The sequence below is a fragment of the Sphingomonas aerolata genome, from assembly GCF_023935825.1.
Classification (GTDB): domain Bacteria; phylum Pseudomonadota; class Alphaproteobacteria; order Sphingomonadales; family Sphingomonadaceae; genus Sphingomonas; species Sphingomonas aerolata.
Genome location: NZ_CP098762.1, coordinates 941,633 through 957,511 on the forward strand (window position 1 = coordinate 941,633; position 15,879 = coordinate 957,511).

A 15,879-nucleotide genomic window follows, 5' to 3' on the forward strand; every position below is an offset into this window, starting at 1 on the left:
GCAGTGCGACCTGGAAGCCCATGGCTAAAGGGCACGGTAAAGATCAGAATCTATATCTCATAACTCAGGCCAGTGACGGATAAGCCGTGTACGTTCGGAAACTTCCCCGATCGACACGGCCTATCCACCCACCGACGTAGCTTACGTCGCCTGGTTCGACGATACCGGCTTGGCGGTGACATCGAAGCGGTCGGCGTTCATGACCTTGACCCAAGCACGGATAAAGTCGCGCACGAACTTTTCCTCGTGACCGTTCTCGGCATAGACCTCGGCCGTCGCGCGCAACTGCGAGTTCGAGCCGAAGACCAGATCGGTGCGGGTCGCCTGCCACTTCTTTTCACGACCGCCGCGATCATAGCCGATGAACTTCTCGTCGCTCGACGTGTCGACCAGATCCCAGAACGTGTCATTGTCGAGCAGGTTGACGAGGAAGTCGTTCGTCAGCTGCCCCGGACGCTTGGTCAACACGCCGTCGGGCGCATCGCCGAAGTTTGCGCCGAGCACGCGCAGGCCACCGACCAGCACGGTCATTTCCGGCGCGGACAGGCCGAGCAGCGAAGCCTTGTCGAGCAACAGCTCCTCGGTCTTCACCGGGTGACGCGTCTTCAGATAGTTGCGGAACCCGTCGGCCTGCGGCTCCATCCACACGAAGCTCTCGACATCCGTCCACTCCTGCGTCGCATCGCCGCGACCGCCAAGGAACGGTACCGCCACGTCGTGCCCGGCGTCGCGTGCCGCCTTCTCGACTGCTGCCGAACCCGCCAGCACGATCGCGTCGGCCAGCGACATGCTGCCCCGCAAGTCGTTCAGCTTTGCCAGAACCTGGCTGAGCTGCTCGGGCTCGTTGACCGGCCAGTCCTTCTGCGGCGCGAGCGCGATGCGCGCGCCGTTCGCCCCACCGCGGTGGTCCGACCGGCGATAGCTCGATGCCGAAGCCCAGGCGGTCTTGACCAGCTGGCCGATCGTCAGCCCGCTCGACAGCACGGCGTCCTTGAATGCCGCGACGTCAGCGTCCGACGGTGCGGTGCCTTCGGGGACCGGATCCTGCCAGATCAGCGTCTCTTCAGGTACCTCGGGCCCAAGGTACCGGACCCGTGGCCCCATGTCGCGGTGCGTCAGCTTGAACCATGCGCGTGCGAACGCGTCGTCGAGCGCCGCCTGGTCGTCGCGGAAGCGCAGCGCGATCTCGCGGAACTCGGGGTCGACCTTCAACGCCATGTCCGCGGTGGTCATCATCGTCGGCACACGCTTGCTGGGGTCGCGCGCGTCGGGGGCCATGTCCTCCGGTTCCGGGTTGACCGGCTGCCACTGCTTTGCGCCAGCGGGGCTTTCGGTCAGCTCATACTCGTATTTGAACAGCAGACGCAGATAATCACCGGTCCACTTGGTCGGGTTGTTCGACCACGCGCCCTCGATGCCCGAGGTCGTGATATGGCCCTGGCCGATCTCCTCGCTGTCGGTCAGCCAGCCGAGGCCCTGCATGTGGACAGATTCCGAAGACGGGGCCTTGAAATGCGGTGCCGGCTTTGCACCGTGCGCCTTGCCGAAGGCATGACCGCCGGCGGTCAGCGCCACGGTTTCCTCGGAGTTCATCGCCATCCGCTGGAACGTCGCTTTCATGTCGCGTGCGGACATGAGCGCGTCGGGCTCACCGCCCGGACCCTCCGGATTGACGTAGATCAGCCCCATCTGGATCGCGGCGAGAGGCCCTTCGAGCTCGGGCATGTCCTCGCTGATACGCGTCTGCGCACCCTCGTTGACCCAGATCTCCTCGGCGCCCCAGAAGGTATCGCCCTCGGACGCGAAGACGTCCTTGCGGCCGCCAGCGAAACCGAACACCGGTCCGCCCATGCTCTCGATCGCGACGTTGCCAGCGAGGATGAACAGGTCGGCCCAGCTGATGTTCTTGCCGTACTTCTGCTTCAGCGGCCACAACAGGCGACGGGCCTTGTCGAGGTTGCCGTTATCGGGCCACGAGTTGAGCGGCTCGAAGCGCTGCTGACCCGACGACGACCCGCCACGGCCGTCGGTCACCCGGTAGGTGCCGGCGGCATGCCATGCCATGCGGATCATGAACGGGCCGTAATGACCATAGTCGGCAGGCCACCAGGCCTTGCTGTCGGTCATCAGCGCCGTCAGATCCGCCTTGAGTGCTGCATAGTCGAGCTGCTTGAACGACTCGGCATAGTCGAACTCTTCGCCCATAGGGTCGGGAGAGACGCCGTGCTGGTGCAGCATGTCGATCGGCAGCGCGTCTGGCCACCAATCCTTGTTCGTGCGACCGAGAAGCGAGCGGGCCTTAACCTCGCCGCCACCCTGGGGGCCCATTGGGCAACCGCTTGCCTTAGGCTGTTCGTAATCGGCCATCTTGGCGTCCTCTCCTAATGAGTTTTACCACCGTGCTGGTAAAATGCCGGATCTCGGGTACATTTGTCCAATCGATTATACGGGCGACAGCTATCATCGCACTCGATCACAGAGGGCTGTGAGCGCGTCGTCTGACGGCGCGTACATTCGCGATGATCCGGGTCATCATCATCGTCAGGCCGACAGACGTCGCGGCAACTGATCTGATCAAGGTGTCGCCAAACTTACATTTACTGCGGTTAGAGGACGGGCGTCTTTAGTCTGGTTCAGAGTTTTTCGTCGTGACCGCGCCCCAAGTCCGCCCGATAGATCGTTGGTTCGTCGACCTCGAAAAGCGTGGCGTGTTCGCAGACCCGGCTAGCCGTGAAGGACGGGACTTCGTCTATCGCCGCAGCGCGGCGGGTGCATCGCAGCAACGTGAAATGCTCGTTCCGGCGTGGACCGAGAGCGCAAGACCGGGCGCTGGCGATCCCCGTCCGCACGACCCGATCAATCCGCAATACGACCCGGCAACGCCCTCGGCACCGGCCCCGATGCAAGGACCTCTGCAATGAAAACCGCGATCTACAAATTCCTCGGCGGCACGGCGTTTGCTGGCGCGATGCTCGCGGTCTGCAGCACGCCCGCTGCAGCGCAGGAGGCACGCAACGTCATCCTCTTCCTCGGCGATGCGGGTGGCCTGTCGACGCTCGGCGCCGCTGGGATCCTGGCGCACGACCGGCCGCAATCGCTGTTCATCCAGTCGATGCCCAACGTCGCGCTGTCGGATACGTCCGCGCTCGACCGATGGGTGACCGATTCCGCGGCCGGGATGACCGCGATCATGACGGGGCACAAGACGAACAACGCGATGGTATCGACGACGCCCTCTGGACCGGGCGGCCGCGCGATGCCGGTCAAGACCCTTCTCGAATATGCCGAGCAGCGCGGGCTGTCGACGGGTGTCGTCACCAACATGAACATCTGGGATGCGACCCCGGCTGCGACCTTTGCGCATGTCGCCGCGCGCGCGGACAAGGGCGAGATATTCCGCCAGATGCTCAAGCCCCGCTTCGGCGACGGCGTCGATATCCTGATCGGCAAGGGCCGCGCCGACGCCGTCGCGACATTCGCCGGCCCGGGCACGAGCGCGGAACAGGCGTTCAGGACCGCCGGCTACCGCTTCGGCGAGGATCCCGCGCTGGTCGCCCAGGCACTCCGGACCGCGGTGCTGCGCGATGCCGACTTCGCGCCGCTTCCTGCCGTGGAGGCGACCGTCGCGCAGCTCGCCCGCAACCCGAAGGGCTATTTCCTGATGGTCGAATGGGACATGCACACCGACGATCCCAAGGCAGGCCTGCGGCATGTCGTCGAGATGGACGACATGATCCGCCGGATCAGCGCGGTTGCCGGCAAGGACACGCTGATCCTGTTCACCGCGGACCACAGCTTCGGCCTGCGGATGACCGGCGGCAAGCGCACGACGCCGCTCGCGACGCAATATGATCCCGATGCGAAGTCGGTGATCAGCGTCGAACCCGGCCATACCGGCGAAGAGGTCGTCGTCGCCGCAAGCGGCCCCGGTGCGGACAAGGTCCGGGGTTTCATGCCCAACACGCGGCTCTTCGACATCATGCTGTCGGCATTCGGCTGGAAGAAGGACAAATGATCCGCTCTAAGCCTGCGTAACGGCTTTTATCGTTCCCGGATCGCGACGCGTATGACGAGGGACTAGCGGCCGGAAGCAGTCAGCCCAACGATGAATGAATGTACGAAGCTGGGGAATGGGGTGAGGGCGCGCGTGATGTTCGGCAATGCGCCGTCATGCCTTATCCTCACCTCTGCAGCCGGCCCGAGCTGTCTTGCAACAGCCAGAAGCGGGTATAGCGTTGCAGGCGCGGGAGAATGATCCACTGCAGGGTCGCGGTGAGCAGCAGGGACGAGGGCAGGAGTTGCAGCGGCAGTGGTGCGTCCTTCAACACCGTGCGAACCAACATGCTGATGAGGAGGAGGACCGGGAACACCGTCAGCCATGTCGTCACGAACCGCTTCCACTTGCTGGCACTCGCATCGCTCGGCAGCTCGAAGGTGACGCCGTCGCCAGTTTCGAGCTGGCGGAGCGCCGTGGAGAAGCGGTCCGCGACAGCGACATGCGCGCGCATCCTGGGGTCGTCATGCCATGTATCGGCTGCGGCGCGATCGTCGAAGCGAAAGAGCAGGTGCTGAAAGCCGGCGGTCTGACCGAGCCGGATCGCAGCCCGATACCCCGGCGCCGCACGGGCGTGCCGGTTCAGTTCCTCCACCCAGCGTTCGAAATCCTGCTCATGGCCGGCACGGATGGCCCGGCTGGTGATGATCGTGGCGGTCTGGTCAGGATCGATTGGCATAATGGCGAGAACAGACGAGGCCGCCGGTACGTTGCGCGGCCGCTTCATGCATTTCGCCCGTGTCGCCCCGCATCAGGACAGGCCTGTCAGCTTTAGCGCCTGACAGACCGTATAGCGTGTCACCGGACCGCCACGGGACGCCGTGAGACCAGAAGCACTGCACGCGGCGATCAGCGCGCCAATCGTCGGGCGACCGTCACGATCGCCGCCGTCGCGGCGATAGGCGGTGATCGCATCCTGAATGCACCGGATCACCGGTTCATTCCGTTCATAAGCCCGGGCGCGGCGATCGCCATGCCGGAGCGCCATATCTGCAATGCCATCCATCATCGTCGACGGTCGATAACCGATTATCGCGACGGGATCATCATCGTCCGACACAAGGCCAGGGCGTGTGGCCCGTGCCATGATCAGAACGGCGTTGAAGGTTTCCGCGCGACTTTATAATGGCACCGGACCGGTTACTTCGGTCACCTCGCGCCCGGCAATTGTGCCCGGCAGCCCGCATGCAGGCAGAGCGTCAGGGTCTTACGTCACAATGAATTATCGCCATTCCTTCCATGCGGGCAACAGTGCCGATGTCGTGAAGCACAGCCTGCTGATCGCGCTCGTGCGGGCCTTGCAGCAGAAACCGGGCGCGCTGACGCTGATCGACACGCATGCCGGCTGCGGGCTGTACGACCTTGACGGCGAGGACGCGCAACGCACCGGCGAGTCCCTACAAGGCGTGCTGCGGGCCTTTGCCGAGCCGAACCCCTTGCTGGACGACTACCGCGCCGCCGTGCAGGCGGTGAATTCCGGGACCGAGCCGCAATTCTACCCCGGCTCGCCGCGGATCCTCGCGCAGCTTCTGCGCCCGCAGGATTTGCTGATCCTGAACGAGAAGCACCCCGAGGACGCCTATACCCTGCGCGGGGTGATGCGCGGCACGCCCGCTGCGGTGCATGAGCGCGACGCCTATGAGCTTTGGCTGGCGATGCTGCCGCCCCGGACCGCGCGTGGCGTCGTGGTGGTCGACCCGCCGTACGAGCAGCCCGATGACCGCGACCGTATCACCGCGACCCTCGCCGCCGCGCATCGCAAATGGGCGCATGGCGTGACGGTGATCTGGTATCCCCTGAAGGACCGCGCCACGCATACGCGGTGGACGGGGCAGTTGCGCAGGCTCGGTATCCCCAAAGTGCTGGGGGTGGAGCATTGGCTGTACGATGCCGATCAGTCCGGCATTTACAATGGCGCGGGCCTGTATATCGTCAACCCGCCCTACGCCTTCACGCAGGCGCTGCCGCCCATGCTCGAAGCGCTGCGCGCGGTGCTGGCGCCGGAGGGGCATAGCGGCGAGATCACCGCCGCGTGGCTTGGCGATTAGCGTAAACCCGCATCGCCCCGCTCTGCCCGGCTGCAAACGGCCGGGCTGCCAACGTCAAAAGACCGGACGCTCTGGCAGGCAATTCGCATTGTCGAGAGCGGCCGTCCGTTAAGTACGATCATTCCCGATTCTCCAGCTCCGGTCGGCGATTTCGGGAAGATCTATTGGGACCAGTAATCCGTGCCGCCGGGGGGCGCCAAGCTGCTGACGGTTCCGAAGCCGGCCTCAGGTTTGTCATTGCCGAAGCGCGGGGGTTACGATCGCACGGCGAGATCGTTATAGGTCCGTAATGAAGATCGCTGCAATTTCCGACATTCACGGGAATGTCGCTGCCCTCGACGCAGTTCTCGGCGACATCGCCACCCGGCACGTGGACCAGATCGTGAACCTCGGGGACATCTGCTCAGGGGGCCTGTTCCCGCAGGAAACGGCCGATCGACTGATGCCTCTGGGATTGCCCACTATACGCGGCAATCACGAACGTCAGATCTCGGAGCAGCCTCGCGAGCGCATGGGATTGTCCGATCGCCACGCCTTCGACCAGCTGAGCGCTGAACAGCATGCGTGGCTGACAGCATTGCCCACGACCATGCGCCTGTCCAAAGATGTGCTGCTTGTTCATGGCACGCCGGACAGCGACCTGACCTATTTTCTAGAGACGGTGACGGAGGCGGGGCTTCGTCAGGCCACTCGCGAGGAAGTTCGACACCGTGCGGGAATTGTCGATGCAGCCGTGATCCTCTGCGGCCATACGCATCTCCAGCGGGTGATGACGCTCGACGACGGGCGCATCATCATAAATCCGGGAAGCGTCGGTCTTCCGGCCTATGACGATGACCGACCCCACGCTCACCTAGTCGAAAGCGGATCACCGCATGCGCGCTATGCCGTCTTGTCCAACGAAGGTGATGGCTGGGTGGTAGAGTTTCTGTCCGTCGATTATGATTGGGAACAAGCGGCCCGTGATGCCGAGGCGAATGCCCGTACCGACTGGTCCAGACCTTTGCGAACCGGTCGGGTCTAGCACGGGGGTATCGTATTTCTCGATGCGAGGTGCGTTTCGGGAGGCCGTGTGGCTTCTCGAAAACCGGTGCTTCAGGGAACGGAATCAGCGCCGAGCCTCCCCAAAGCCAATTTTCCGCAGTCGCCGACCAAGCGTCACGTGTGAGCCCGACGCCATCAACGTTACCGGCATCATCATCAGGCAGCGTATGCGCCGCGGGGTTATTGGTCGCGTCCTGAAGCTTGGCACCGTAGACATATCGCAGGGTCGGTTTCGCTGCCGGGGATGCGTGTTGGGTACATAGTTTTTCCTTTTCTGCCTTGCGGGAAATTACGAGCATTCGTTTACGCCATCGACGTATCTGGCCATCAATGCTTTGACTTGGCTGAGAAATTTGTACGTAAACATGTCAAAAATCATGACATACTCGTTCTAGGGCATGAGCACGGCGCTACGGGAATAATTGCGATGATTGTCGCAGCGGCAAACCGATAAGCAACATTCGCTAGGCAAGATTTCGAAAATATGGTGTGGATACGGCAACGTCGAGGAATGCCACGGCAATCATCGACCGTACGTCTTGATCGAGGAATCCAATGCGCGCGTCAGTGTTACAGGCGTCCGCTGCGGTCGGAACCACCCTGCGCGGCAAGCATCCGAAAGCCCCGATGCCTGCTCGCCAAGGCAGCGTGCCGACACCGAGGGGCCGCTCCGGGTTGCAAACCGCCACGGGCGACATTCACGAACGCCGGCATCATCATCCCGTGCTTTCGCGTCGGGCGGCAAGCTCGGCCGACCGGGACGAATATCGTCAGCTTTTCGGCCACACATACCGTTTTCATACCGTCAACGAACCTATGCTCGGTGTCGGCGGTGGACTGACCGGCTGCCTCGTCTGGGACCTGCCCGAACCACAACTGAGTATCGGTGGCTGGAGCCGGTGTGCCGTCGGGCTGGACACCAACCTACCCGACGCTGCCGTGTAGGACCGACCTGCTGCAACGGCAACGGCGCTGTCGATGTTTGCGGCGTATGAGAAATGGATGTCGGCATGACGCAGCAAATGGACGGTGCCGTCGATCTGACCAACTGCGATCGCGAGCCGATCCATATTCCCGGCTCGATCCTCCCCCATGGTGCGATGCTCGTGGTCGATCCTGCAACGATGCTGGTTGAGCAGGTCGCAGGCGACACCCTCGGCCTGTTCGGCAGGGATGCGGCGTCGCTGACCGGGCAGGACCTGGCGGACGTGTTGAATGCCGAGCAGCTTCAGCGGCTTCGCGAGTTGCTTCAAAGCTCCAGCCTCGCGCGCCCGCGTCACCTGCTGGATCCGTTGCTGCGGGTCGTCCCCGACCGCGCGATCGATGCCAGCGTCCATCTGAGCGATGGCGCGCTGGTGATCGAGGTCGAGGATGCCGACCTGAGCGACCGTCATGCCGTCGATCCGCTCGCCTGCGTCCAGGAAATGTTCGACGGACTTGGCGACGCTCCCGATCTCCAGGCCTATTGCCAATTGGCGGCCGAGCGGGTGCGGGCGGTCGCGGGCTACGACCGGGTGATGGTCTATCGCTTCATGCCCGACGATTCAGGCTGGGTGTTCGCCGAAGCCCGGAACGCCGACATCACGCCATTCCTCGATCTGCACTACCCCGCGTCGGATATCCCGAAACAGGCCCGCACGCTGTATTTGACCAGCTGGCTGCGTCTGATCACCGAAGTCGATTACACGCCCGCGCCGCTGCTGCCGTCGATCAATCCGCGCAGTGGCCTGCCGCTCGACATGAGCCACGCGACCCTGCGTGACGTTTCGCCGATCCACCGGGAATATCTGCGCAACATGGGCGTCGACGCCTCGATGTCGATCTCGATCATCTTCGAAGGCAGGCTTTGGGGGCTGATCGCCTGTCACCATCATACGCCGCGCCGCCTGCCGCGTCATCTCCGCGGCGTCTGCGAACTGTTCGGATCGATGTTCTCGCTGCAACTCGAAGTGCGGCTGCGCGCCGAGCAGCTCGAGGCCCGGTTGCTGTCCCGCAAGGCGCTGTCCGGCATCATGCACGCGCTGGCGAGCGAAGACGATTACGGTGCCGGACTGGTCGCGCAGCAGCAGCAGCTGCTCGATTACATATCCGCGGGAGGACTCGCGCTGCGGGTGGGGCAGACCCGTGGCGGTGTCGCCATCCGGGTCAACAGCGGCATCACCGCGTTGGGCAATACGCCCGATGACGACCAGATTGGCGCCCTGACGGACTGGCTGACCCTGCGCATGGGCACGTTCGAAGGGGTGTATGCCACGGATCGGCTGGGCGAAGACTATCCGCCGGCCAAGGCCTATGCGGAGATCGCCTCCGGGTTGCTTGCCGTGTCCGTGTCGCGCGAACCGCGCGACTTCGTGCTGTGGTTCAGGCCCGAGGTCGTCGAGACCGTGCAATGGGGCGGCGATCCGACCAAGCCCATGGAGGTCGGTCCGAACGGCATCCGGCTGACGCCGCGAAAATCCTTTGAAGCGTGGACCGAAACCGTGCGCGGCCGGTCGACCCCCTGGTCGCCGTCCGACAACGATGCCGCGTTCGACCTGCGGGTGTCGCTGCTGGAGGTCGTCCTGCGGCGGATCGATGCTGCCGCACGCGAACGGCTGCGCGCCTGGCAGCAGGAACAATTGCTGATGGCCGAACTCGACCACCGGGTGAAGAACACCTTGGCCAGCATTCAGGCGATGGTGGCGCAGACAAGCCGAAGTGCGTCCTCGCTCGCTGCTTTCACCCACGGGCTCGACCGGCGGATCCGGTCGATGTCGCGCGCGCACAGCCTGCTCACGCAAAGTCGATGGGAAGGCGTGTCGCTCATCGTGCTGATCCAACAGGAGCTAGATGCGTATCGGGCGGAGCATGCGAACGTCACGATCACCGGTCCGGATGTCATGCTTCTCCCCAAAGCGGCACTGGCGCTGTCGTTGGCGATCCACGAGCTTGCCACCAACGCCGGCAAATACGGGGCCTTGTCGGCCGCCGGCGGTCATGTCGACATTCGTTGGCAGTTTGACCCGCAGGCCGGACTGGAGCTGCGCTGGCAGGAAAGCGGCGGTCCTCCGGTCAGCAAGCCCACACGGCGCGGTTTTGGATCGACCTTGATCGAGCGGGCCTTGGCGCTGGAAACGAGCGGATCTTCAACCCTGACGTTCGACCCGGGCGGGGTGGCGTGCGCGATCGTCATGCCCGCGTCGGTGGCGCAGTCTGGCGGCACCGCCTCCCACGCCTCTATCGCCCATGATGCCCCTGCGAAGGTCACAGACATTCCTACCGACAATCCGCCGCGGATCCTGATCGTTGAAGATTCAGCCATGGTGCTGATGCTCATCGAGGATGTGGTCATCGATCTGGGCTGGGACATTGTCGGTCCCGCGATGCGGCTGCCGGAAGCCTTAAAGCTTGCTTGCGAGGCGGCGATCGATGCCGCGCTCGTCGACGTCAATCTCGATGGCGAAATGTCGTGGGACGCTGCTGCCATCCTGCAAGATCGCAAGATCCCGTTCGTCTTCACCACCGGCTACGACAGCGCCACCGTCCTGCCGGAGCGGTTCGCCGGCCATCCCGTGCTCAACAAGCCGTTCTCGGCCGAAGACGTTGGACGCACGTTGCAAACCTTGTTGAGCCGGCACTGAGCGTGCCGCAGGTGAATGCCGGGCAGCGTATACTGATCGACCATGCCTGGCCGCGACCGGTTGCGGACGTTCGTTCATGCTTGGCGACACCGTTGAAAAATGGCTGGCATCCAACGATGATCGACTGCGGTTCCTGCGATTGCTCTCTTTGCAGCAAGCGCAATGTCACAACCGTCCGGTCGCGCGACCGCTTACGCTTCATCGACGGCGTGACACCTTCTTGAGAGCGCGCGACAATGTGTCGATCGAATAGGGCTTATGCACCAGTTCGAACCCGTGCGTACCGCTTTGTGCCAGAACCTCGCTGTACCCGCTGGTCAACACGACCGGCAGCTTAGGATACAGCCGGCCGATCTCCTGACCCAGCTCGATACCGGACATGCCCGGCATCATCACGTCGGAGAAGACGATGTCGAACCTGCCTGCATCTGTCGCCAGTTCGGCGAGTGCCTTGGAGGCGTCCATCGCCAAGACGGTGTGATAGCCCAACTCTCCCAACGCCTCGGTCGCGAACATGCCAACCTCGGCATTGTCCTCGACGACCAGCACACAGGCGCCTTCGCCGAGCGGCAGGGAGTTGTCGCCTTCTTCGGCCGCTCCGCCGTCCAGCCCGTCAACCCGGGGTAGGAACATGGTGAACGTTGCGCCTTCGCCTTCGTCGCTTGTGACGACGACGCCCCCGCCGGACTGCTTCGTGAAACCGAAGACTTGGCTGAGGCCAAGGCCTGTCCCTTCGCCTACCCCCTTGGTGGTGAAGAACGGTTCGAAGATCCGTTCAATGTTGTCGGCTGGAATACCGGGACCGCTGTCGGCCAAGGAGACCGTCACGAACTCGCCCGGCGTGGCCGGATGCGACCGTATGGCGGGCATGCCGGAGGCTGCCGCCACCACGATGGACAACTCGCCCGCGCCGTTCATGGCATCGCGCGCATTGACCGCCATGTTGACGATCGCGGTGTCGAACTGGCTGCGGTCCGCGTCGATGTAGCAAGGCTCCGTCGGCAGCCGATGCGATACCTTGATGCGTGCGCCCGTCAGCGTCCGCACCATGTCGCTGACCGTCCGCACGCTTTCTGAGACATCGAAGACTTCGGGTTTGAGCGACTGGCGGCGCGCGAATGCGAGCAGCTGGTTGGTCAGTTTGGTCGCGCGTTCGGCGGTGTCGGAGATCGCGTCGATATAGCGTTGCCGGCGTTCGTCGGAGAGACCGGGGCGGCGCAATAGGTCGATGGAACCCCGGATGACCGTCAGCAGATTGTTGAAGTCGTGCGCCACCCCACCGGTGAGTTGCCCGATTGCTTCCACCTTCTGCGATTGGCGCAACGCGTCCTCGGCCTGGCCGAGGTCGGCGGTTCGCTCGGCAACGCGCTGCTCCAGCGTTTCGGCGAGCGCGCGGAGATCGGCGACAGCACGGTCGCGCTCCGCTGCGATGCTCCGCCGTTCCTCGACGTCGATCAGGACCCCGGGAAAGCTCAGCGGCGTTCCGTCGGGTGCATGGTCAACCCGACCGTTCGCCTCGATCCAATAATATCGACCGTCAGCCCGGCGGACCCGGTATTGATGCGCATAGGACCCACTGCGGGCGATTACCGCGTTGATGGCCTCCGTCAGTCCTGCCTGATCGTCGGGATGTACCGTTGCTGTAATCTGCGCGAGCGGAATGCCGGATCGGCCGAGCGCCGGATCAAGGCCGAAGGCACGCGCGAATGCCTCGTCTACGGTGAATTGATCGCTTGGCAGGTCCCAGTGCCAGGTGCCGATGATGGCGCCGGCTTCCAGCGCGAGTTTCACCCGCTCGACGTTCTGACGCGCGACGGCTTCACTGACACGCAGGCGTTCCTCCGCTTCTCGGCGGGCGGTCACGTCGTTGAAAATAATTGCGATCTGTCGATCTGCGGGATCGCCAACCCTTACTGCGCGTACGTCGAACCAGCGCTGGAATGCCTCGGCATAATTCTCGAAATTGGTTGCTTCACCGGTCTTGGCAACATGCCCGTATGTCTCGAACCAGAACTGCTCGAGGTCAGGTGCGAATTCCGTGACCCACTTGCCGCGCAAGTTGACGCCGGACTGGCGTTCAAAAGCGGGGTTGGCTTCGACAAACCGGTAATCGACGGCTTTGTCATCCTCGTCGAACTTGACCTCGACGATGGCGAAAGCCGCATCGACCGTGTCGAAGATTGTCTGGAAGCGCTGCTGCGCTTTCCGGAGCGCTTCGCCGGCAAGATGCTCTTCGGTACGATCACGAAGAACCTTGACGTAACCGGTATGGCGGCCGGCCGAATCCCGGAGCAGGGATAGCTCACCGCTGGCCCAAAAAGGCTCGTCCCCTTTGCGCACATGCCAACGCTCATCAGTGGCCCGCCCCGTCTCACGGGCGCAGGCCATCTCCTGCACCGGCACCCCGGCGGCGCGGTCTTCATCCGTGAAAAACAGGAAGACGCTTTGACCGATCACCTCGTCTTCCGACCAGCCCAGCACCCGTTCCGCGCCATAGCTCCATTCGATGATACGGCCTTCGAGATCGCAGGCTACGATGGCGAAGTCCTGTGCGCTATCGACGATCGCCCGCTGGCGCGCTTCGGCTGCAATCAGCCGTCCCGTTGCAACACGCTGCTCGAACTGCACCATGACCTGTCGCGCCATGACGCGGATCGTCTGCTTCTGAACCTCGGTCAGGTCGCGGGGGCGATGGTCCAGAACGCAGAGCGTGCCGATCGGAAAGCCATCAGGCGACTTCAACAGGGCTCCAGCATAGAAGCGTAGATGCGGCTCACCCGTGACCAGGGGATTGCAGTCGAACCGTGGGTCGTCTGTCGCATCGGGGACGAGCAGGAATTCATCCTCGAGGATTGCACGCCCACAGAAAGACGTCTCCAACGGCGTCTCACGAACGCCAAGCCCGACTTCCGCCTTGAAGAACTGGCGGCCGTCCCCGATCAGATTCACGATCGCGATTGGCGCCTCGCAGATCGCCGCCACCAGTTCGGCGATCTCGTCGAACGCCGCTTCGCGCGGAGTGTCCAGCAGGTCATATTCTGCGAGGGCAGCCAGTCTCTGCTTCTCGTGCGCGGGCAGATCGGTCATCGGACTCCAAAGGTTTAGCGGATCACTGTGCTGTAGCATCGTCACCGCCAAGCTCAACGTTGGTCGTTCTTAAACTGTCGAAACTGGCCGGTTGGGGCACCCGCAGCGGCGCATGCTCTTTCCCGTTCCTCGACGATGCTCCATGATCTGAAATTCCTGCATCGCGACCGCTGCAATCACTGAAAGATCCGACGACAGGGAACCTCGGCATGCCTCTCACGTATGTTGGTTAACGAATATATTGTGGGATTGGGACGAGGGGTCGATGACTGAGACTGGAAGAGTTGCCTATCATCGCGACCGGGCTGAGCAAGAACGAAGGCGCGCGAGCCAGGCAATCGATGACCGCAGCAAGAATGTTCATATCGAACTGGCCCTGGCCCATGGAAAAGCGGTCGTTCTTGGCGGGCATCGTCTTCGCGCAGCGCATGATCGATGATGCGGGCCGAAGAGGCTTGACGGTATTACCTCTCGGACGCCCGCGCAAAGAGCGCTGATCATGCGGCGACTGGGGGTCGGAACGGGATGCCGGTGTCTGTCCAGGTTCCACCGTCCGACCACAAGCGATTGTAACACGAGATCAGGTAGCGAATGCTGTCCAGCCCATCGCATCGGAATAGGTGTCGATCCGACGCGGCATGAACGATCGGCGACGCTGTAGACGCGACGATGGATTCGAAGCTGGACAAGTCTGCGCGCGCGACGCTGACATCGGGTGTCCTGGCGAACATGCTGGTCTGTCTGGCCGTGTTGATGGCGACGTTCGCCAGAACGCTGTCGGGCAACGTCGCCGTGATCATAGGCCCCGTCGCCATCTTAGTCGCCGCGGGCTTCGAGCATTCCATCGCCAACATGTCCCTGCTGCCAATCGGCTGGTCAGGTTAGCGTCTGATCGCCTCCCGCGGTGAGGTGAGCCCAAGGGAGGGCAGGACCGACGGGCACGATTCCGCAAGGGTTGAGGTCGCGGTGGCTGGCGTAGTAATGCGTCTTGATGTGATCGAGATGCACCGTCGCGGCGATGCGCGGATCTGCCAGCATCCGTGCGACGTAAGCATCCAACGCCGGATAGTCGGAGATGCGGCGCACGTTGCACTTGAAATGGAAGTGATAGACCGCATCGAAGCGGACCAGCGTGGTGAAGAGCCGGATATCGGCCTCCGTCATCGCCTCGCCCACCAGCCAGTCGCTGCCGGACAGCCTCTCTTCCAGCCAGTCGAGCGATTCGAACAGTGGGCGCACCGCCGCCTCGTAAGCGTCCTGCGTCGTGGCGAAGCCGGCCTTGTACACGCCGTTGTTCACCGTGTCGTAGACACGGTCGTTGACCTCATCGATCTGCTGGCGCTGGGCTTGAGGATAGAGGTCCGGTCCGGATCCGCCGAACGCCGCGAGCATCCGGATGATGTCCGCCGATTCGTTCGACACGATCGAGTCGGTCTCACGATCCCACAGGACGGGTACGGTGACCTTGCCGGAATAGTCCGGCCTGGCGCGGGCGTACAACTGCCACAGGAACTCGGCGTCGTGCAGCGGATCGCCGCTGCCGCCGCGGTTCGTGCCGAAGGTCCAGCCATTGTCCAGCATGACAGGGTCGACCACCGAGACACCGATCGCGTCGTCCAGCCCGTACAGCGCGCGCACGATCAGCGTCCGGTGCGCCCAGGGGCAGGCATAGCTGACATAGAGGTGATATCGACCGGGCGTCGCCGGATGGCCGGACTGTCCGTCCTGGCCGGGGCTCCCCACCGGGGTCAGCCAGTCGCGAAAGCCCGCATCCTGCCGTTCGAACGCGCCGCCCTTGCTGTCTTCCGTCACCTTGCCCGCGTGCCACGCGCCGTCGATCATTCTACCCATGTCATCCCTCCGTCGAAATCGGACCTCAAGCAAGATCCGCCACCGTTTCCCCTCACGAACGACCAAAGGCTCTTTTTGTCCCATGCGATGCCTCTGGCGGCGGGTTCGGGACCGGTCGCCCCGGCTCAGGCAACAGCGGCCGCAGGTCGACGGTCGCGTCCACCACGCCGGTCGC

Annotated in this window: 11 protein-coding genes; 6 read left to right on the plus strand and 5 right to left on the minus strand. The window is 63.4% G+C overall.

All coding sequences use genetic code 11. From position 1 onward, the window contains the following. Positions 1-141: 141 nt before the first annotated feature. On the minus strand, positions 142-2,328 hold the full coding sequence (gene katG / locus NEF64_RS04455; protein WP_235516431.1) for a catalase/peroxidase HPI: 2,187 nt from the start codon (positions 2,326-2,328) through the stop codon (positions 142-144). Between the two features lie 589 nt (positions 2,329-2,917). Between katG and NEF64_RS04460 the strand changes: the two genes are divergently transcribed. After that, complete coding sequence (locus tag NEF64_RS04460) at positions 2,918-4,015, plus strand: alkaline phosphatase (RefSeq protein WP_043156644.1); 1,098 nt, start codon at positions 2,918-2,920, stop codon at positions 4,013-4,015. A gap of 166 nt (positions 4,016-4,181) precedes the next feature. Here NEF64_RS04460 and NEF64_RS04465 read toward each other — a convergent pair whose 3' ends face one another. Then, complete coding sequence (locus NEF64_RS04465; protein ID WP_156360381.1) at positions 4,182-4,781, minus strand: putative antibiotic biosynthesis monooxygenase; 600 nt, start codon at positions 4,779-4,781, stop codon at positions 4,182-4,184. Between the two features lie 24 nt (positions 4,782-4,805). Then, entirely contained in the window at positions 4,806-5,114 is a 309-nt protein-coding gene (locus NEF64_RS04470) for a hypothetical protein (protein WP_056407329.1), read from the minus strand. A gap of 157 nt (positions 5,115-5,271) precedes the next feature. Between NEF64_RS04470 and NEF64_RS04475 the strand changes: the two genes are divergently transcribed. The 4 genes from NEF64_RS04475 (at position 5,272) to NEF64_RS04490 (ending at position 10,766) form a co-directional block, all read left to right on the plus strand. Next, positions 5,272-6,102 carry a 23S rRNA (adenine(2030)-N(6))-methyltransferase RlmJ gene (locus NEF64_RS04475; RefSeq protein ID WP_056407331.1) on the plus strand — a complete coding sequence of 277 codons (831 nt, stop codon included), beginning with the start codon at positions 5,272-5,274 and terminating at the stop codon, positions 6,100-6,102. A 289-nt stretch (positions 6,103-6,391) separates the two neighbouring features. Next, complete coding sequence (locus NEF64_RS04480) at positions 6,392-7,126, plus strand: metallophosphoesterase family protein (protein WP_056407333.1); 735 nt, start codon at positions 6,392-6,394, stop codon at positions 7,124-7,126. 575 nt (positions 7,127-7,701) lie between these two features. Further along, positions 7,702-8,091, plus strand: a complete 390-nt coding sequence (locus NEF64_RS04485; protein ID WP_156360382.1) for a hypothetical protein — start codon at positions 7,702-7,704, stop codon at positions 8,089-8,091. Positions 8,092-8,156: 65 nt separating this feature from the next. Next, positions 8,157-10,766 carry an HWE histidine kinase domain-containing protein gene (locus tag NEF64_RS04490; protein ID WP_056407528.1) on the plus strand — a complete coding sequence of 870 codons (2,610 nt, stop codon included), beginning with the start codon at positions 8,157-8,159 and terminating at the stop codon, positions 10,764-10,766. 198 nt (positions 10,767-10,964) lie between these two features. Here NEF64_RS04490 and NEF64_RS04495 read toward each other — a convergent pair whose 3' ends face one another. Further along, positions 10,965-13,853, minus strand: coding sequence for a PAS domain S-box protein (locus tag NEF64_RS04495; protein ID WP_082446934.1), 2,889 nt, complete (start codon positions 13,851-13,853; stop codon positions 10,965-10,967). A gap of 645 nt (positions 13,854-14,498) precedes the next feature. Here NEF64_RS04495 and NEF64_RS04500 point away from each other — a divergent pair. Beyond that, entirely contained in the window at positions 14,499-14,738 is a 240-nt protein-coding gene (locus NEF64_RS04500) for a formate/nitrite transporter family protein (protein WP_261362625.1), read from the plus strand. Here the strand turns inward: NEF64_RS04500 and NEF64_RS04505 are convergent. Next, positions 14,730-15,704, minus strand: a complete 975-nt coding sequence (locus NEF64_RS04505) for a glutathione S-transferase family protein (RefSeq protein WP_056407339.1) — start codon at positions 15,702-15,704, stop codon at positions 14,730-14,732. The two genes, NEF64_RS04500 and NEF64_RS04505, sit on opposite strands and share 9 nt — an antisense overlap. Between the last annotated feature and the right edge of the window lie 175 nt (positions 15,705-15,879).